Source organism: Actinosynnema mirum DSM 43827 (genome assembly GCF_000023245.1).
GTDB classification, from domain to species: domain Bacteria; phylum Actinomycetota; class Actinomycetes; order Mycobacteriales; family Pseudonocardiaceae; genus Actinosynnema; species Actinosynnema mirum.
Map to the genome: position 1 here is coordinate 932,276 of NC_013093.1, position 17,949 is coordinate 950,224.

Sequence of the window (17,949 nt, forward strand, 5' to 3'; positions counted from 1 at the left end):
GGATAACCCTGGTAGCGCGGAGCCGGAGCACGCGTGACAGGGTGGGGGTCATGCACCACCCCGCTCGTTCCCGGTCGGTCCGGGCGCAGGCACTGGCCGCCCTGCTGGGCGTGGCCGGGCTCGCGCACTTCGCGCGGCCTGCGGCGTTCGACTCGATCGTGCCGCGCTCGCTGCCCGGCAGCCCCCGGACCTGGACGAACGCCTCCGGCGTCGCCGAGCTCGCGCTGGCCGCCGCCGTCGCCGCGCCGCGCACCAGGCGCGTGGGCGCGCTGCTCGCCGCGGGGTTCTTCGTCGCGGTCTTCCCGGCGAATGTGAAAATGGCTTACGACTACCGACGGGACTCCGCCCGCGCGAGGACACTCGCCTGGGGCCGCCTCCCGCTCCAAGTGCCGTTGGTGCTGTGGGCGTTGAGAGTGCGCAGGGACGCCCGCTGATCCGCGCCAGGCGACCGCTCGGCGACCGGGCCGGCTGTTGCTCCTGCCGCTCACATCGCGACTAGACCTAGGATGCACTAGTGCAACCGCTACTGCACCGTGCCGCCACGGCACTCGGGTGGCGCGGGATCGTGGTCCCGGACGTCGCCGTACTCGGCCAGCGGGTGTCAGCCGTCGTGCGGCTCCGCGCCGACGTGCACCGGTGGCGGAGCGCGAACGACTGGCCGCCGCACGCCGACCCGTCCTGGTTCCGCTCCTGGTTCGAGCCCTCCGCGCACGACCGCCTCCCCGTCTCCGCCGTCGAGCTGGTCGGCGTGCTCGTCGGGGAGTGCAGCGCCGACCAGGCGCTCCAGGCCTGCGGGACGCTGATGACACTCGCGCCCTGCGCGGTCGTGCTGCCCACCGCGCAGCGCGACGAGGCGTGGCCGCTGATCGAGCTGGACTACTACGGGATCGGGGTGGTCGCGGTCGACGAGGAGGACGAGGGCGCCCCGGCCGAGCTGGTCGTGCCGCCGGAGGACAGGTCGGCGGAGTTCGGGCCGTCGCTGTTCGGGCGGTGGCTGCTGGAAGTGCTGTACGAACGGGTGCTCAAGGAGGTCCCCGACCACGCTCGGGTCAGCTCCTGACCGTGGGCTGCGGTGCCCGGTTCACTCCTTCGGGCGGAGATCGGGCACCGTCCGGATGAGGGCGCGCAGACCCTCGGCGTCGAGCAGGTCGGCGGGGCGGAGCGTGCGGTCGTCGCGGACGTAGTGGAAGGCGGCCCTGACCAGCTCCACCGGGCTGCCCGACAGCGACGCCCAGGCCAGCCGGTACGCCGCGAGCTGCACGGACAGCGACGGAACCCGGTCGGCCTCGGGCACCCGGCCGGTCTTCCAGTCCACGACGGTCCACCCGCCGTCCGGGTCGGCGAACACGGCGTCCATCCGCCCGCGCACCGCGAGCCCGTCCACCTCGGCCTCGAAGGGCACCTCGACGGCGTGCGGCGTGCGGTCGGCCCAGGCGCTGGCGAGGAACGCCTCCTGCAGCCGCCCCAGCTCCCCGTCCGGCACGGCGTCCTCGTCGGCGGCGCCGGGCAGCTCGTCCAGCTCCAGCAGCCGAACCGCCCCGAACCGCCGCTCCAGCCAGGTGTGGAACGCGGTGCCACGACGGGCCAGCGGGTTCGGCGGGAACGGCAGCGGGCGGCGCAGGCGGCGGGCCAGCTGGTCGGGGTCGGTGGCCAGCTCGACGAGCTGGCTGACCGACAGGTGCTCGGGCAGCAGGACGCGCTCGCGGCGGTCCATGGCGGCGGCCCGCTCGGCGAGCAGCACGTCGACGTCCCGCGCCCAGCCCTCGGGATCGGCGGCGTCGGGGTCGCTGATCTCGGGATCGGTGGGGAGGACGATCTCGGGGTCGGTGGGGAGGACGGGTTCGGCGGGGACGGGGTCGGCGGGGACGAGGTCGGCGGCGGGAACGACGGGTGCGGCGGGGATGGGATCGGCGGCGGGGGACCCCTCGGGGAGATCCGCCCCTTCGGGGGACACCGAATCACCCTCGGGAGCGAACCCCAGAGGGGTAGCGGCGAGGGCGGCGTCGATGGCGGTGTCGGTGTCGGTGTCGGTGTCGGGCAGCGTGGCGGAGACCCCGCCGCCCGCGCTCAGCCGGGCGGCCGACACCGCCCCGGCGCCCGGATGGGGCGCGGACTCGGAGTCGATCACGGTCTCAGGGCCGGTCCCCGGCTCGGACCCGTGCGTGGGCGCCGATCCTTGCTCGGGCTCGGGCTCGGGCTCGGGCTCGGGCTCGGATTCGGATTCGAGTCCGGCTTCAGGCCCGGACTCGGATGTGGGATCGGCGGCGGGTGCGCTTGACCGGAGTTCGACCTCGGGCCCGTGCTCGGGGGCGGTTGCCGCCGCCTCCGAGGCGTCCGGGGGCGTGCCGTCGTCCCAGGGCTCGTCGGGGGTCGTCCACTCCGCCCAGTCGCCGTCCGGTCCCTCCGGTGGTGGTGGGGGCTCCTCCTCGTCCGAGGGCAGCCACTCGTCGTCCGGGGGCACCCACTCCTCGCCCGCGTCGGCCGTCCCGGCCTCGGCGGCGGTCACGGCGGGCTCGTCGGGCTCGTCGGGCTCGCCGGGCGGTTCGTGCTCCGCGGCCTCGCGCAGCCGGTCCAGCGCGGCGACGACCATGGCCGCCCCCGCGGACACCGCGTCGCGGCGCGAGCCCAGCGGGTCGGCGGGCCACTGGGCCGTCTTCGCCTTCGCCGCGAGGGGGTTCTCGTCCTCCGGCCCCGGCGCGGGCGCCCAGTGGGCCACGTCGGCGGGCGGGTGCTCGGCGGTCGTCACGACCTCGCGCAGCTCGGTCAGGAACGCCGACGGGCCCTTCGGGGTCGCGCCCGTCTCGCCCCACCAGTGGCCCGACACCAGCAGGCTGTGCTCGGACCTGGTCAGCGCCACGTACAGCAGCCGCCGCTCCTCGACCAGCCGCCGCTCCTCGAACTCGTCCGCGTGCCGGTCGAGCGCCTCCTCGACCTCCTTGCGGTTCGCCCCGCCCGGCACCCGCAGCTCCGGCAGGTCCTGGGCGTCGCCGCGCAGCGCGGCGGGCAGCTCGGTCACCGACTTCAGCCACGACGCCGACTTCCGCCGTCCGGGGAAGACGTCCTTCACCACGTGCGGCACGGCGACGATCCGCCACTCCAGGCCCTTGGCCGAGTGCATCGTCACCAGCTGCACCCGGTTGTCCACCACCTCGACCTCGCCGGGCGCCAGGCCGTCCTCGGCGTGCTCGGCGGTGCGCAGGTAGTCCAGCAGCGCGGGCAGGGTCGCCGCCGGGCTGGCCGCCGCGAAGTCCGACACCACGTCCGCGAACGCGTCCAGGTGCGCCCGCCCCACCCCGCCCGGCCGGGCGACCGCCTCGATGTCCAGCAGCAGGGTCCGCTCGACGTCGGCGACCAGCTCCGGCAGCGGCTGGGTCAACCGCCTGCGCAGCGCGGCCAGCTCCGCGCCCAGCCGCCGGATGCGCCGGTAGCCCTCGGCCGAGTAGGCGGACGGGTCGCCGGGGTCGTCGAGCGCGTCCGCGAGCCCGGCCTGCTCGGAGTGCTCGCCGGGCAGCGCGTCGGCCAGCACGGACAGCGGGTCCTCGTCGGGGGACTTGCGCGCGGGCGCCCCCGCCAGGTCGCGGGCGCGCTGCCACATCGCGGCCAGGTCGAAGGCGGCGATCCGCCAGCGGGAACCGGTGAGCAGCCGGGTGGCGGCGGTGCCCGCGAGCGGGTCGACCAGGACGCGCAGGGCGCTGGTCAGGTCGCGCACCTCCGGCTCGTCCAGCAGCCCGCCGAGGCCGACGACCTCCACCGGCAGCCCCCGGTCGCGCAGCACGGCGGCGATCGCGGGCATGTCGGAGCGGCGGCGCACCAGCACGGCCGCGGTCGGCGGCTCGTCGCTGGTGTCCACGTGGGCGCGCCACTGCTCGGCGACGGTGTCCGCCAGCCACTCCAGCTCGGCGCGCACGTCGGGGAACAGGCCGATCCGCACGTCGCCCGGCTCGACGCCCTCGCGGTGCCGCAGCGGCGCGACGTCCAGGCCCGCCGCGCGCAGCGGACCGGACACGGCGTTCGCCAGGTGCAGCACCTCGGGCGGGTTGCGGAAGCTGGTGAGCAGCTCGTACTTGTCGGCGGGCGGGAAGTCCTCGCGGAACCGGGGCAGGTTGGCCGCGCTCGCGCCGCGCCAGCCGTAGATGGCCTGGGCGGGGTCGCCGACCGAGGTGACCGGCATCGGGTCCCCGTCGCCGAACAGGGCGCGCAGCAGCACGCGCTGGGCGTGGCCGGTGTCCTGGTACTCGTCGAGCAGCACGGCGCCGTAGCGCTCGCGCTCGCCCTCGACGACCTCCGGGTGCCCGGTGGCCAGGCGGGCGGCGAGGCTCATCTGGTCGGCGAAGTCCAGGACGGCGTCGCGGCGCTTGCGGGCCCGGTAGGCGTCGAGCAGCGGCAGCAGGGCGACGCGCAGGCGCTGGGCGTCCACGATCTCCTGGAGCTTCTCCGGCAGGGCGTCCTTCTGCCTGGGGGCCTTGGGGGCGTGCTCGATCAGCGCGCACAGGTGCTCGGCGTGCGCGAGGAGCTGCTCGGGCTCGACCAGGTGCTCGCCCAGCTCGCCGGCGAGGGAGAGCAGGTAGGAGGTGATCGTGGTGGGGATCTTGTCGGTGTCGAGGTCCTGGGTCCACGCCGACACCACGCGGTGCGCGAGCTGCCACGCCGCGGTCTCGGTGAGCAGCCGCACGCCGGGCTCCACGGGCAGCCGCAGCCCGTGCTCGCCGACCAGGCGGCCCGCGTAGGCGTGGTAGGTGAGCACGACCGGCTCGGTGGTGAGCACGGCGGCGCGGCGGCGGCCGGACGGGTCCAGCTCGTCCAGCAGCGGCGACCCGGCCAGGCGGCGCAGCCGACCGCGCACCCGCTCGCCGAGCTGCCGGGCGGCCTTGCGGGTGAACGTGAGGCCGAGGACCCGGTCGGGCGTGACGACGCCGTTCGCGACCAGGTAGACGACGCGCGCGGCCATGGTCTCGGTCTTGCCCGCGCCCGCGCCCGCCACGACCAGCGCGGGGGCGGCGGGCGAGGCGATGACGGCGGCCTGCTCGGGCGTCGGCGGGTGCAGCCCGAGGGCGTCGGCGATGTCGGCGGGCGACGCGTGCGGAACCGCACCACCCCGCTGGACACCACCCGCCGCAACCACGTGGGGCATTGTCCCGCACCGCGCAGCGGTGCGAACCGGCTCCCGGTCACACAATGGCCCTCACCACAACCACAGAACGCTCCCAATCCGCCAACCGGCGCTCGCGCGCGCCAACCGCACCCACCAGGCAAGTCGCGCCTGTGCAACGCCTCGAGAACCCCCAGGGCACGGTGGGGGCGGTACCCGACGCGCCCGGTCGGCACACCTGCGGGGCCGGGCGCGTCGCGGGGCGGGGACGCGGGAGGTGGGGACGTGGGAGGTGGGGACGCGGGAGGTGGGGGTGGACGCGCGGCCGGCTGGTGCGGGCGCAACGGGTGCTCGGGCGGATGCGGGAACCGGGCAGCGCCGGGTCGCTCGTGCCCGCCAGGAGGGTGGGCGGCGCCGGGCCGCCCGCGTTCGCCGGGCAGGCGGGCAGCGCCGGGCCGCGCGCGTCCAGCGGCCGACCCCGCCCGCAGGCCGTCCGTTCCCCGCTCATCCGCCCCCCTCGCCCGCCTGGTCCCGCCTACCCCCTCACCCCCACCCCACCCCGCTCACTTCCCCAACTGCCGCCCGGACGCGTGCACCGGGCACGAGGTGCGGGCCGGGCAGCGGTCGCAGTCCGGGTTCTCCTCCGCGCGGTACCCCGGCCCCACGCTCGACCCCGCCGCCTCCTGCACCCGCTCCAACCAGACCCGCACCCCCTGCTCGTCCAGCGGCGTCTGCTCCAGCTGGGCGGCGCCGGTCTTCTTGTTCTCCTTCGCCACGTACAGCAGCGCCGCGCCTCCCGGATCGGTCGCCAGGCCCAGGTGCGTGAAACCGCCCAGCGCCGACGCCAGCTGGTACACCGCCAGCTGCGGGTGCTCCTGCGCGTCCTTCCTGCTGACCGGCGTCTTCGCCGTCTTGATGTCCACCACCACCGGCCTGCCGTCGCGGTCGGTCTCCAGGCGGTCCACCCGGCCGCGCACCTTCAGCCGAGGCCCGCCCTCCACCTTCGGCAGGTCGACGGAGATCTCCTCCTCCACCGACACCTGCGTCAGCTGCCCCCGGCTGGCCGACAGCCACGCCAGGAACGCGTCGAGCATCCGCTCCACCCGCATCCGCTCGCGCCGCGAGAACCACGGCGCCCCCGCGTCCACCGCCGTCCACGCCTCGTCCAGCTTCTCCTTCAGCTCCGCCTCGCCCGCCCCCGACGCGGCGGCCTGCGCCAGCGCGTGCACGAGCGTGCCGGTGATCGACGCCAGCTCCGCCGGGTCCTGCCCGCCGTGCCGCTCGACCACCCACCGCACCGGGCACTTCGACAGCGTCTCCACCGTGGACGGCGACACCGACACGGTGTGCTCCTCGGTCCACAGCGGCACGTCGGTGGTCACCGGCGCCAACCCGTACCAGGTGTCCGGGTGCGCCCCCGGCACCCCGTCGGCCGCCAACCTGGCCAGCTGGGTCGCCGCCCGGTCCCTGCGGTCCTCGCTCTCGCCCGGATCGCACACCACCCGCCGCAGCTCGCCGACCAGCTCGGCCAGCACCAGCCCCCGCTCCGGCGGGGTGATCCGCCGCTCGGTCTCGCCCTCGCCCGCGTCCTCCAGCTCGTCCAGGAACCGGGACGGCTGGGCGTCCTCGCCGCGCACCGCGCTCACCAGCAGCACCCGCCGCGCCCGGCTGGTCGCCACGAGCAGCAGCCTGCGCTCCTCGGCCAGCAGCGGCGCCACGGCCGACGCGCCCGCGCCGACCCCGGACACCAGGTCCACCAACCGCTCCACGCCCAGCAGCGACCCGCGCAGCCGCAGGTCCGGCCACGTGCCCTCCTGCACGCCCGGCACCGCCACGACCTCCCACTCCTGCCCGGCCGACGCGTGCGCGGTCAGCACCGCCACGGCCTCGCCGACGGGCGCCGCGGCGGCCAGCGTGTCGCCGACGATGTGCTGCGCCTCCAGGTAGTCGGCGAACCCGTCCGGCGACGCGCCCGGCAGCCGGTCCACGTACTTGGCGGCGGTCTCGAACAACGCCACGACCGCGTCCAGGTCCCGGTCGGCCTGCATCCCGGTGGTGCCGTGCCGCGAGGACATCGCCACCCACCGGTCCTGCAGCCCCGTGTCCTGCCACAGGTCCCACAGCACGACCTCGACGCTGGACCCGCGCCTGATGCTGTCGCGGGCGGTGCGCAGCAGCCGGGCCACGCGCCGGGCGGGCGCGGACTCGGCGTCCTCCAGCGCGGCCAGCCGGTCCCGGTCCTCGATCACCTCCACGAGCAGCTCGCCGCTCGGCCGGTCCCGGCCCGCCGCGATCTCCAGCCTGCGCAGGCCCCGCCGCAACCGGCGCAGCGCCAGCGGGTCGGCCCCGCCGAGCGGGGAGGACAGCAGCATCGCGGCCGTGTCCTCGTCCAGCGACCCCGGCACGGCCGCGCAGCGCAGCAGCGCCAGCAGCGGCGTCACGGCGGGCTGGCGGGCCAGCGGCAGGTCCGTGCCCGGCACCGCCACCGGGACGCCCGCCGCGAGCAGGGCGCGCTGGATCACCGGCAGCGACCTGGTCGCCGACCGCACCACCACCGCCATCCGCGACCACGGCACCCCGTCGACCAGGTGCGCGCGGCGCAACCGGTCGGCCACCCAGGACGCCTCCTGCGCCTCGGACGCGAACAGCCGCACCTGCGTCGTGCCGCCCTCGCCGACCGGGGAGACCTCGCGCGCGGGCGAGGCGCCCGGCAGCCGCGAGGCGAGCCCGGCGGTGGCGGCGCGCACCGCCGACGGCAGCCGGTGGCTGCGGGAGAGCACGACCTGCGGGCTGTCGCCGTCCACGAGCAGCCTCGGATCGGCCCCCCGGAACGAGAACACCGCCTGGTCCGGGTCGCCGAACAGCAGGAACTCGTCCGCCGCCGACCCGACCGCGCGGATCAGGGCGTGCTGCAGCGGGTCCAGGTGCTGGGCGTCGTCCACGTACACGTGCCGCACGCGCGCCCGCTCGCCGGACAGCAGCTCCTCGTCGTTCTCGAACGCCAGCAGCGCGTTGTCCACCAGCTCGGCCGCGTCGTAGGCGGGCGCGAGGCCCTGCGAGGCCAGCAGCGACACCTGCTCGTACTGCTCGCCGAACAGCCCGGCCGCCACCCACTCGTCGCGCCCGTGCCCCTCGCCCAGCGCCACCAGGTCCTCGGGGGCCAGCCCGCGCTCGACCGCGCGCAGCAGCAGGTCCCGCAGCTCCCCGGCGAACCCCGGCAGGGCCAGCGCGGGCCGCAGCCGCTCCGGCCAGTCCCGCGCGCCCGCCTCCACGTCGCCGGTGATCAGCTCGCGCACCACGGCGTCCTGCTCGGGCCCGGCCAGCAGCCGGGGCGGCGGCTCCCCGTCCCGCACCGCGCGGGCCCGCAGCACCGCGAACGCGTACGAGTGCACGGTGCGCACCAGCGGCTCGCGCACCACGGGCAGCAGCTCGCCGTCCGGGGTGCGGCGGATCAGCGCGGTCAGGTGGGCGCGCAGGGACTCGGCGGCCCGCCGGTTCGCGGTCAGCACCAGCACGCTCTCCGGAGCCGCCCCCGCGTGCACCCTGCGGGCGGCGGTCTCGGCGATCAGCGTCGTCTTGCCCGTGCCGGGACCGCCCAGCACGCGCAGCGGCCCGCCGGGGTGCTCCAGCACGCGGCGGGAGGCCGCGTCCCAGGTGGGGACGGGCCGGGGGTCCGAAGGGCCTCGGACCAGGAGAGGGGTCCTGTTGGGAGCCACGACGACGATAGAACCACGTTGCACCGACAGAACCAGCGCCGCTGGTGCGCGCGGGCCAACCCGGGCGGGACTCCGGGCGACACGGCGGCTCGGGTGGATCGCGGTGCGCGGCGGCCGTGGAAAACTGCGCGGGTGGACGAAGAGCTGCACGAGCTGATCCGCGAGACGGTGCGCGCGATCCCGGAGGGCCGGGTCGCCACCTACGGGGACGTGGCCAAGCTGTCCCGCGCGCCGTCCGCCCGGCTGGTCGGGCAGGTGCTCAACCAGGACGGGCACGACCTGCCGTGGCACCGGGTGCTCAAGGCGGACGGGACCTGCGCGCCGCACATCGCCGAGGAGCAGCTGCAGCGGCTGCGCTCGGAGGGCGTGGTGGACGGCGCGGGGAAGGTGAACCTGCGGACCTACCGGTGGGAGGACGCCGTGGACGAGCCGGAGCCGGAGCCCGAACCCCAGGGCGGCCTGTGGTGATTAGGACGCGCTGACGGGGACGCGCTGACCGGGACGCGCTGACGCGGGGCGGTGGGGGTCCCACCGCCCCGCGCCCGTCTCACACCTGCGGGGCGAGCCGCTCCTGGACGCGCCCGACCTCGGCGGCGACCTCGGGGTCGCCGGTCAGCGCGGCGGCCAGCTTCAGCTGCGGCAGCGCCTCGGCGTGCCTGCCCCGCCTGCTGAGCGTGCGGCCGAGCAGCAGCCGGGCGTACCCGTCGGACGGGTCCAGCTCGACCAGGCGCAGCAGCACCTCCTCGGCGCGCGGCAGCGCGGCGGACTGGAAGTGCGCGAGCGCCAGCTCGGTCAGCACGGTCCGGTCGTCGGGGACCAGCTCGGCCGCCTGCGCGAGGTGCCTGGCGGCGGTGCTCGGGTTCCCCGCGCCCCGGAAGATCCGGCCTTGGCGGAGCAGGGCTTGGACGTCGGTCATGGCAGCTCCCCTTGTCTGCTGGCGCGGTTCCGACATCCGCCACAACCCGCTGCCGGAACGATCTATTCCAACCAGTGGGACGGGCTCACCAGGGCACCTCGCCCTCGTCGTCGAAGAACTTCCCGGTGGGCCCGCCGTCGGCCAGCGTGGCGAGCCGGATCGCGGCGGCGGCGCCCTGCTCGGGCGTGCGGTGGCCCCGGAACCCGTTGAGGTCGGTGGCGACGTAGCCGGGGCAGCAGGAGTTGATCAGCACGTTCGTGCCCGCCAGCTCCCTGGCGTACTGGAGGGTGATCGCGTTGAGGAACGACTTGGACGGGGAGTAGGCGGCGGCGATCGGCCCGACCTTGGTGTCGGCCTGCGTGCTCGACTGGTAGGTCAGCGACCCGACGGAGCTGGAGACGTTGACGATCCGCGGCGAGGCGGAGCGGCGCAGCAGCGGCAGGAACGCGTTGGTGACCCGCAGGACGCCGATGACGTTGGTCTCCACGACGGTCCGGATGGTGTCCGGGTCGATCAGCGTGGGCTCCTGCGGCATCCCGCCGGTGATGCCCGCGTTGTTGACCAGCGAGTCGAGCCGCCCGCGCTCCCGCTCGACCAGCGCGGCGGCGGCCGTCGCGGAGTCCGCGGCCGTGTCGTCGGCGGTGACGTCCAGCGGCACCCCGAACGCGTCCACCCCGGCGGCCCGGAGCTTGGCGACGGCCTCCTCCCGCCGGGCGTCGTCCCGCGCCCCGACCCCGACGGCCCACCCGAGGGCGCCCAGCCCCGCCGCGATCTCGTAGCCGATCCCCTTGTTGGCGCCGGTGACCAGCGCGACTGGCTTCTCACTCATGTCCCCAACCCTGCTGCCGACCCCGCCGCCGCCGCCAACACCGTGTCGGTAACCGGCGATACTGGCCGGGTATCGCCGCAGGTGACTACCCTGGCGGGGGTGGAGACCAGGGAGCTGAGGTACTTCGTCGCGGTCGCCGAGGAGCTGCACTTCGGCCGCGCGGCGGCCAGGTTGGGCATCGCGCAGCCGCCGCTGTCGCGGGCGGTCCAGCAGCTGGAGCGCAGGCTCGGCGCCCAGCTCCTGGAGCGCACCCCGAGGGGCGTCCTCCTGACCGGCGCGGGCGCGGTGCTGCTCGCCGAGGGCAGGGCCGCGCTGGACGCGGTGGCGGCGGCGGAGCGGCGCACGCGGCGGGCCGGGGTCGAGGACCCGAAGGTGGTGCTGGTGTCGAAGGCGGGCGCGTCGAACGACGTCCTGCCGGACCTGCTGGCCGCGTACGGCCGCGTGCCGGGCTCGGTGGCGGTGGACGTGGTGCTGTCGGGCATCGGCGAGCAGGAGTGGTACCTGCGCGACGGCCGGGCGGACGTGGCCCTGCTGCACCTGCCGTTCGACTCCACGGTCGGCCTGGACACCGAGGAGCTGGTGACGCACGACCAGGTCGTGGTCCTGCCCGGCCACCACCCCCTGGCGGCGCGCGCGGAGCTGACGACGGCGGAGGTGGAGTCCCTGCCGGACCTGCCGCTGCCCAGGTGGCCCAACCGCGACGGCAGCTACCCGGACGGTCCTGGACCCGCGGTGCGCGACCACCTGCAGCTGCTCCAGCTCATCGCGCTGGGGCGCGCGGCGGCGATCCTGCCGGAGACCTGCCGCAGCAGCCTCGGCTCGGACCTGGTGGCCGTGCCGGTGCCGGACGCCCCGAAGGTCACCACGGTGATCGCCTGGCCGCCGCACAGCCGCTCGCGGGCGGTGGCGGACCTGGTGCGGGTGGCGACGGAGCTGGACTACGGCGCGGGGCCCCGGCTCGAGTCCCTGGACCGGCGGGCCTCCTGACCCGGTCCCCGGTGACCGGGCCCCTGGTGACCAGCCCTCGTGCCCCGGTCCCCGTGCCCCGGTCCCCGTGCCCCGGTCTCAGCCGACCGCCCCGGCGTCCGCCGTGAACGTGTTGCAGGCCGAGGTCCCGCCGCCGAAGCCGGCGCGGGCCCAGGTGTCCTGGTTGGCCGGGCTGCCGTGGCCGTTGCGCTCGGGCGGCTCGACGACCGCGTACCGGAAGTCCGCCACGGCCTCCTCGGCCATCACCCGGTCGACCGACCCGCGCCCGGAGGCCGAGGCCAGGAACATGCCCGCGAAGCAGTTGGCCTGGAGCTCCAGCCGCCGGGACATCTCCAGCCCGGCCGGGTCGGTCTCGCCCGCCTCGGCGATCCGCCGGTTCCCGGCCCGCAGCATCCCGGCCAGCGCCTGCACGTGGTGCCCGTACTCGTGCGCCAACGTCGCCAGGTGCGAGGACGCCCGGTCCTCGCCCCCGCCGGGGGCCCGCAGGCGCGCGGTCGGCATGTACACCGTCCGGTTGCTCCCGCAGTAGTAGGCGACGGCCTCGTCCGCCGAGGGCGCGGCCCCGCAGGGCCCGTCCTCCAGCTCCGGCCCGGTGTTCAGCTCGGGCGTGGCGAACGGCAGCCCGGCCTCCGCGAGCACCGGCTCCCAGGCCCGGTCCAGGCACACCACGCCCTCCCGGTAGAACGCGGCCAACTGCTCGTCGCCGGTCCCGAACGCGGGGAGCTCGCAGGTCACCTGCCCGAGCCTGCGGTCCGAGGTCAGCAGCGGGTGGTCGCCCAGCCGGTAGACCGACCGGGGCCGGTTCCCCTCGGGCTCGCCCGACGCCGGATCGGCCTCGATCGGGGCGGCGGCCACCGCGCGCCCCTCCACCGGCCTGGTCAGCCCCAGCCGGGGGACCACCGCCAGGCCCAGGACGCCCGCGACGACCACCGCGAACACCGAGACCACTGCCAAGGGGTTGCCGCCCCGCCGCTCGGGCGTGTCCACGATCCTCCCGATAGGGGTAGCGCCATGGGCTAGCTGACGGCGTTCGCGTCGGCCGTCCAAGTGTTGCACGCGCCGGTGCTGTTGTTCTTGAACCCATGGTTCACCCAGCTCGAGTTGCTCTGGGTTGAACCGTGGTCGCGGTTCAGGTTCGGGTTGTCCCCCCGGTTGCTCGCGTCGGTCAGCGCGTGCTGGATCACGTCGGTGGGGATCGCGCCGTGCGAGAACGGGGCCAGCGTCATCCCGCCGAAGCAGGTCGCCTGGAGCTCCAGCCTGCGGTTCAGGTCCAGCCCGGCCGGGGTGTCCCAGCCGCCCCGGTCGTACTGCGCCTGCCCGGCGGCCTTGAGGATGCCCGCGAGCCACTGCACGTGGTGCCCGTACTCGTGCGCGAGCTGCCCCAGGTACTTGCCGGGGTGGTTCGCGTTCGCCGGGCCCTGCTCGGCCGAGTAGTAGGCGGGCGTCCAGAAGATCGTGCCGTTGCAGTAGCGGGCGGTCGCGCCCGGCTCGACGGTGCCGCAGGAGTTCGTCATCCGGGACGTCACGACCGCCAGCTCCACCGGCTGGTACGGCAGGTTCGTCCGCTGGAACGTCGGCTTCCAGGCCGCCTCGATGCACGGCAGCGCCGCCCGCAGGAACCGCTCCTGGCCGGCGGGCGAGTAGTCCATGCCCGGCAGCGGGCAGCCCTGGATGTCGAACGCGCCCACGTCGCCGCGGTGCAGCGGGTGGTCGCCGAGCTTGAACACCGCCTTCGGCGCGGTCTGGTTGTTCGTCGACGGCGGCCTGGTCGTGGTCGGCGGCCCGGTCGGGGCGGTCGTCGTGGTGGTGGGGGCGGGGCTCCGCTGGGTGAACGTGTAGCTCGGCAGCGGGGTGTAGCTGAACGTGGACTGCCCGGAGTAGGTGCTGCTCCCCGCGCCGCCGATCGCCGAGGCGACCGCGCCGACCAGCCCGACCCCGAGCACCAGCACACCGCTGATCACCGCGAACGCGATCACGCCCGCGTTGCTCTTGCGCCGGGGCGGCGGGTAGGGGTGGTACTGCGGCCACGGCTGCTGCTGGGCCTGCCACGGATTCCCCACCGGGGGTTGCCCCGATCGGGGCGGCCCGGCCGGGGGATGCCAGGCGGCGGGGGGCGGGATCGGCCGCGCCGAGGGCGGCGGGGGCCCCTGGTAGCCGGGCCACGGCTGCTGCGGCGGTTGCTGCGGCTGCTGAGGGGGAGGACCCTGGGGCTGCCCGTGACCAGCCGGGGGAGCGCCGTGCGCCCCGCCCCGTGCGCCGCCCCAGCCGCCCGAGGGGGGCAGCGGCGCCTGCGCCGGAGGGGGCGCGACGGGGCGCGGCGGCGGCCACCCGTTCGGTGGCGGCGGTTGCGTCATAGCTGGTGATCCCCCATGTCACGGATAGCCGAACCGGCCATGGAGCATAGGCGGGGTCCGCTATTGTCCGCGGCCGTGTTGAGAAATTGGGCAGCGGTCGCGCTCTGCTTCGTCGCGCTGTGCTCGGCCGCGGGCGCGGCGGTGGCGCAACCGGGCAGCACCGGCGCGCTGCCCGGTTCGGTGGCGTCCGAAGTGCGCCTCAAGCTGGAACGTGATGGGGCACTCAGCGTCACCGACGTCGTCACCGTACCCGATGGGATGACAGCCCAGCGCGTGCTCCCGCTGCGGGTGGCGATGGGGGGTGACCGGGACCGGCTGTTCCAGGTCACCGACGTCGCGGTGGACGGGCCGGGCACCGCGGAGGCCACCGAGGACGAGCTCCGGTACACGCTCCGGGCGGGCGCCTCGACGGTCACCTACCGCGTCCTGGGCGCGGTCGCCGAGTCCGGCGACGTGCTGGAGGTGCGCTGGCGCCCGGTCAGCGGCTGGGACGTGCCGATCGACAAGGTCGCCCTGTCGGTGATCGCCCCCGAGCCGCCCCGCTCCATCACCTGCCTGTCCGGCCCGCCGGAGAGCTCCGCCCCGTGCACCGGCGCCGAGCTGGGCGACGGCCGGGGCTCCCGCGCCACCGAGCTGACCCTCGCCCCCGGCGAGCGGATCGACCTCACGTTCGGGCTGGAGGGCGGGGTCGCCCCGCCCAACGCCGTCTTCGCCGCGAGCGGCGGGCTGGCCGCCGCGTTCGCGCTCACCCCGTCCTCGATCACCGGGCTGGTCGTGCTGTCCCTGCTGCTCGCGGGCGGCGCCACCCTGCTGTGGGTGCTGCGCGGCCGGGACGCGCGGGCGCTGGAGGGCGCGGTCGGCCCGGTGGAGGTGCTGGTCGCCGACGCGCAGGGGCGGGTGGCGTTCGCCTCGCCGGACGGCGTGCTGCCCGGCCAGGTCGGCACGGTCGTGGACGAGCACGTGGACGTGGTCGACGTCACCGCCACCGCCGTCGACCTGGCGGTGCGCAACTACCTGTGGATCGAGGAGGTCGGCGACGTCGACTGGCGCGTCGTGCGCCGCAACCCGGCCGACGCCGCGCTGTCCGGCTACGAGCGCGAGGTGTACCGGGCGCTGCTGCCGGACGGGGTGGACGCGGTGCTGCTGTCCGAGCTGCGCTCGCGCGGCGTGGACCTGGCGGCGGTGCGCTCCGAGCTGTACGCCGACGTGGTCGCCCGCGACTGGTTCGCCCGGCGGCCCGACGCCGAGCGCACCCTGTGGTGGTGGGCGGGCGTCGGGCTGGCGGTGCTCGGCGCGGCGCTGACCGCCGTGTTCGCGCTGCTCGGCGGGCCCGCGCTGCTCGGGCTGGTCGTGGTGGTCGCCGGGGGCGCGCTGGCCTGGGGCTCGCGCTGGATGCCCGCGCGGACCAGCCGGGGCAGCGCGCTGCTCGCGCAGGTCAGGGGGCTGCGGGGCTACCTGCACGCGGCGGGGCCGTCCGACGTGCCGGAGGCCGACCGGCAGGTGGTGTTCTCCCGGTCGCTGCCCTACGCCGTGGTGCTCGGCGAGACCGAGCGGTGGCTGGCGGCGTTCGCCGGGACGCGGACCGAGCTGCACTGGTTCGGCGAGGAGCGCCGGACCGGCGACCTGACCCGGTTCGCGCAGCGCTTCCCCGGCTTCCTGCGGGCGCTGGACGGGGTGCTGGCCCAGGCCGGGCACCTGCGCTCGCTGGGCTGAGGTTCGCCGGGCGGGTGCTCGCTGGGCGGGTGCTCGCTGGGCGGGTGCTCGCTGGGCGGGCGCTCGCCGGGCTGACGTTCGCCGGGGAGGCGGCTCGCCGGGCCCGCGATTGCCGGGCCGGTGCTCGCGCCACGCCGGCGCGGCGCGAGGGGGCGGGGACCCGCCGGTGGTCCCGGCGGGCCGCCCTGCGCGTCAGTTGACGGCGTCCTTGAGGGCCTTGCCCACCTTGAAGCCCACCGCCTTGCTCGCGGCGATCTCGATGGCCTCGCCGGTCTGCGGGTTCCGGCCGGTCCGGGCGGCGCGCTCCTTGACGGTGAAGGAGCCGAAGCCCGTCAGCACCACGTCGTCGCCCTGCGCCAGCGCCTTGGTGATCGAGTCGAGCACCGCGTCGAGCGCGCGGGTCGCCACCGCCTTCTCGACGTCGGCGCCCTCGGCGATCGCACTGACCAGTTCGGCCTTGTTCACGGTCCTGCTCCTGTTCCGCGGTCTCGGTCGTGCCGCGCCCCGCAGCCCACCAGCCCCGCGCCGAACCCGCAGCACCGACACACCCCGCTCCGGCAGATCCACCGGAATGAGGAGCCGAGCGCACCCGGTGTGTCCGGTTCCGCCGAATTCATTCCGTCACGCTCACCCGGCCGTGCCCGCACCCGCTCCCGCACCCGCCCCCGCTCCCGCACCCGCCCCCGCCCCCGCCCCCGCACCCGCACCCGCCCTCGCCCCCGAGCCCGTGCCCGCCCCCTAGTCCGCGCCCCCGCCCGCACCCTCGCCCCCGCCCGCACCCTCGCGCACCCGCCGGTAGTGCCGCCGGGCCTTGAGCTTGTTCCCGCACGCCGCCATCGAGCACCACCGGGCGTTGTTGGACTTGCTCCGATCCAGCAGGAACCGCGCGCACTCGTCGTTCGCGCACGCCCGCAACCGCCCCGGCCGCCCCCGCCGCACCGCGTCCCAGGCCAGCACCGCCGCCACGACCGCGCCCCGCGCGCCCTCCGCGTCGACCGCCCAGGTGACCCCCGAGTCGTCGACCGACGCCCGCGACACCACCCCGTCCAGCAGCGGCCCGAGCGCGCCCGGCGGCTCGTCGCCGCGCACCACGGCCTGGAGCAGGTCGCGCGCCCGCCGCACCCGACGCCGGTCCTCCGGCCCGTCCGGCACCCCGTTGGCCGCGAACCACGGCCCCGCGCGCCCGTCGTCGCCCAGCTCGTCGGTCGGCCGCCCCGCGGCCACCGGCGTGCTGTTGAGCAGCGACAGCAGCAGCGCCTCCCCGTCCACCCCGTCCACGCCCGACCTCCTAACCCCCGAAGCCCTCTTGACAGGTGAGGTTACCCACGCTTAGCTCTAACCGTCCAAAACCGCTTTAGGGGGTTAGAAATGACCGACACCCGAGTCCGTCACCGCTACGCCACCGTCGACGGGAGGCGGCTCTTCTACCGGGAGGCCGGCGACCCGGTCAAGCCCGCCGTCGTGCTCCTGCACGGCTTCCCGACCAGCTCGTCCATGTACCGCGACCTGATCCCCGCTCTCGCCGCCGACCACCACGTGATCGCCCCCGACCACCTCGGCTTCGGCCTGTCCGACGCCCCGCCGGTCACCGAGTTCGACTACACCTTCGACGCCCTCGCCGACCTCACCGCCGCCCTGCTCGCCCGGCTCGGCCTCACCCGGTACGCGATCGTCGTGCAGGACTACGGCGCCCCCGTCGGCTGGCGGCTGCTGCTGCGCGACCCGGCCGCGATCACCGCCGTGATCACCCAGAACGGCAACGCCTACGAGGAGGGCCTGGTCCCGGAGTTCTGGGGCCCGGTCGCCGAGTACTGGCGCGAGCGCACCCCGGAGACCGAGGCGGGCGTGCGCGCCGCGCTCACCGAGGAGGCCATCCGCTGGCAGTACCTCACCGGCGCGCCGGACCCGGAGCTGGTCGACCCCGCCACCTGGCGGCGCGACCACGCCCTCGTCTCCCGCCCCGGCAACGACCTGGCGCAGCTGTCCCTGTTCGCCGACTACGCCACCAACGTCGCCCTCTACCCCCGGCTGCACGAGGTGTTCCGCGCGACGCGGGTCCCGCTGCTGGCCGTCTGGGGCGAGCACGACGAGATCTTCGGACCGGCGGGCGCCCGCGCGTTCGCCACCGACCTGCCGGACGCCGAGATCCACCTGCTCGACGGCGGCCACTTCCTCCTGGAGACCGCCGCCGCCGAGGTCGCGCCCCTGGTCCTGCGCTTCCTCGCCGAGCGCGTCCCGGCCTGACCGGACGCCCGACCGCGGGAGTGCGGGGCGACGCCGCCGACGCCGTCACCCGCCCCGCTTCCTCCCTCGGCGGAAACGCGGCGCGCTCCCGACCGGGGCGC

The 17,949-nt window shown here is 76.0% G+C and carries 14 protein-coding genes; 6 read left to right on the forward strand and 8 right to left on the reverse strand.

What is annotated here, in order from left to right:
• Positions 1-50: 50 nt before the first annotated feature.
• Positions 51-434, forward strand: coding sequence for a DoxX family protein (locus AMIR_RS04250; RefSeq protein ID WP_012783472.1), 384 nt, complete (start codon positions 51-53; stop codon positions 432-434).
• An 80-nt stretch (positions 435-514) separates the two neighbouring features.
• Positions 515-1,060, forward strand: coding sequence for a hypothetical protein (locus AMIR_RS04255; protein ID WP_012783473.1), 546 nt, complete (start codon positions 515-517; stop codon positions 1,058-1,060).
• A 21-nt stretch (positions 1,061-1,081) separates the two neighbouring features.
• Here AMIR_RS04255 and AMIR_RS41475 read toward each other — a convergent pair whose 3' ends face one another.
• Positions 1,082-5,131 (reverse strand): UvrD-helicase domain-containing protein, encoded by a 4,050-nt coding sequence (locus tag AMIR_RS41475; RefSeq protein WP_012783474.1) that lies wholly within the window; start codon positions 5,129-5,131, stop codon positions 1,082-1,084.
• A gap of 521 nt (positions 5,132-5,652) precedes the next feature.
• The gene (locus AMIR_RS04265) at positions 5,653-8,805 is read right to left on the reverse strand and encodes an ATP-dependent helicase (RefSeq protein ID WP_012783475.1); all 3,153 of its coding nucleotides are present in this window, start codon (positions 8,803-8,805) and stop codon (positions 5,653-5,655) included.
• A gap of 132 nt (positions 8,806-8,937) precedes the next feature.
• Here AMIR_RS04265 and AMIR_RS04270 point away from each other — a divergent pair, with 132 nt between their 5' ends.
• Positions 8,938-9,273: an MGMT family protein gene (locus AMIR_RS04270; protein ID WP_012783476.1), complete on the forward strand. Its 336-nt coding sequence runs from the start codon at positions 8,938-8,940 to the stop codon at positions 9,271-9,273.
• Positions 9,274-9,352: 79 nt separating this feature from the next.
• Here the strand turns inward: AMIR_RS04270 and AMIR_RS04275 are convergent, their stop codons facing one another.
• Entirely contained in the window at positions 9,353-9,721 is a 369-nt protein-coding gene (locus AMIR_RS04275; protein WP_012783477.1) for a tetratricopeptide repeat protein, read from the reverse strand.
• 85 nt (positions 9,722-9,806) lie between these two features.
• Positions 9,807-10,550: an SDR family NAD(P)-dependent oxidoreductase gene (locus tag AMIR_RS04280; protein ID WP_012783478.1), complete on the reverse strand. Its 744-nt coding sequence runs from the start codon at positions 10,548-10,550 to the stop codon at positions 9,807-9,809.
• Positions 10,551-10,649: 99 nt separating this feature from the next.
• On the opposite strand from AMIR_RS04280, the gene AMIR_RS04285 reads away from it, so the two are divergent.
• On the forward strand, positions 10,650-11,537 hold the full coding sequence (locus AMIR_RS04285; RefSeq protein WP_049796736.1) for a LysR family transcriptional regulator: 888 nt from the start codon (positions 10,650-10,652) through the stop codon (positions 11,535-11,537).
• Between the two features lie 78 nt (positions 11,538-11,615).
• On the opposite strand, the gene AMIR_RS04290 is transcribed toward AMIR_RS04285, so the two are convergent.
• Both AMIR_RS04290 and AMIR_RS04295 read right to left on the reverse strand, forming a co-directional pair.
• Positions 11,616-12,524 (reverse strand): neutral zinc metallopeptidase, encoded by a 909-nt coding sequence (locus AMIR_RS04290; RefSeq protein WP_012783480.1) that lies wholly within the window; start codon positions 12,522-12,524, stop codon positions 11,616-11,618.
• 29 nt (positions 12,525-12,553) lie between these two features.
• The gene (locus tag AMIR_RS04295) at positions 12,554-13,597 is read right to left on the reverse strand and encodes a neutral zinc metallopeptidase (RefSeq protein ID WP_012783481.1); all 1,044 of its coding nucleotides are present in this window, start codon (positions 13,595-13,597) and stop codon (positions 12,554-12,556) included.
• A gap of 369 nt (positions 13,598-13,966) precedes the next feature.
• On the opposite strand from AMIR_RS04295, the gene AMIR_RS04300 reads away from it, so the two are divergent.
• Entirely contained in the window at positions 13,967-15,604 is a 1,638-nt protein-coding gene (locus AMIR_RS04300) for a DUF2207 domain-containing protein (protein ID WP_118948180.1), read from the forward strand.
• A gap of 192 nt (positions 15,605-15,796) precedes the next feature.
• On the opposite strand, the gene AMIR_RS04305 is transcribed toward AMIR_RS04300, so the two are convergent.
• Both AMIR_RS04305 and AMIR_RS04310 read right to left on the reverse strand, forming a co-directional pair.
• Complete coding sequence (locus tag AMIR_RS04305) at positions 15,797-16,069, reverse strand: HU family DNA-binding protein (protein WP_012783483.1); 273 nt, start codon at positions 16,067-16,069, stop codon at positions 15,797-15,799.
• Positions 16,070-16,342: 273 nt separating this feature from the next.
• Positions 16,343-16,882 carry a CGNR zinc finger domain-containing protein gene (locus AMIR_RS04310; RefSeq protein ID WP_012783484.1) on the reverse strand — a complete coding sequence of 180 codons (540 nt, stop codon included), beginning with the start codon at positions 16,880-16,882 and terminating at the stop codon, positions 16,343-16,345.
• A 90-nt stretch (positions 16,883-16,972) separates the two neighbouring features.
• On the opposite strand from AMIR_RS04310, the gene AMIR_RS04315 reads away from it, so the two are divergent.
• The gene (locus AMIR_RS04315) at positions 16,973-17,848 is read left to right on the forward strand and encodes an alpha/beta fold hydrolase (protein ID WP_012783485.1); all 876 of its coding nucleotides are present in this window, start codon (positions 16,973-16,975) and stop codon (positions 17,846-17,848) included.
• Positions 17,849-17,949: the final 101 nt, after the last annotated feature.

What these genes read in the sequence shown, in the direction of transcription:
- AMIR_RS04250 (WP_012783472.1), top strand. Translation starts at nt 51, where the DNA reads ATGCACCACCCCGCTCGTTCCCGGTCGGTCCGGGCGCAGGCACTGGCC.
- AMIR_RS41475 (WP_012783474.1), bottom strand. Translation starts at nt 5,131, where the DNA reads ATGCCCCACGTGGTTGCGGCGGGTGGTGTCCAGCGGGGTGGTGCGGTT.
- AMIR_RS04275 (WP_012783477.1), bottom strand. Translation starts at nt 9,721, where the DNA reads ATGACCGACGTCCAAGCCCTGCTCCGCCAAGGCCGGATCTTCCGGGGC.
- AMIR_RS04280 (WP_012783478.1), bottom strand. Translation starts at nt 10,550, where the DNA reads ATGAGTGAGAAGCCAGTCGCGCTGGTCACCGGCGCCAACAAGGGGATC.
- AMIR_RS04315 (WP_012783485.1), top strand. Translation starts at nt 16,973, where the DNA reads ATGACCGACACCCGAGTCCGTCACCGCTACGCCACCGTCGACGGGAGG.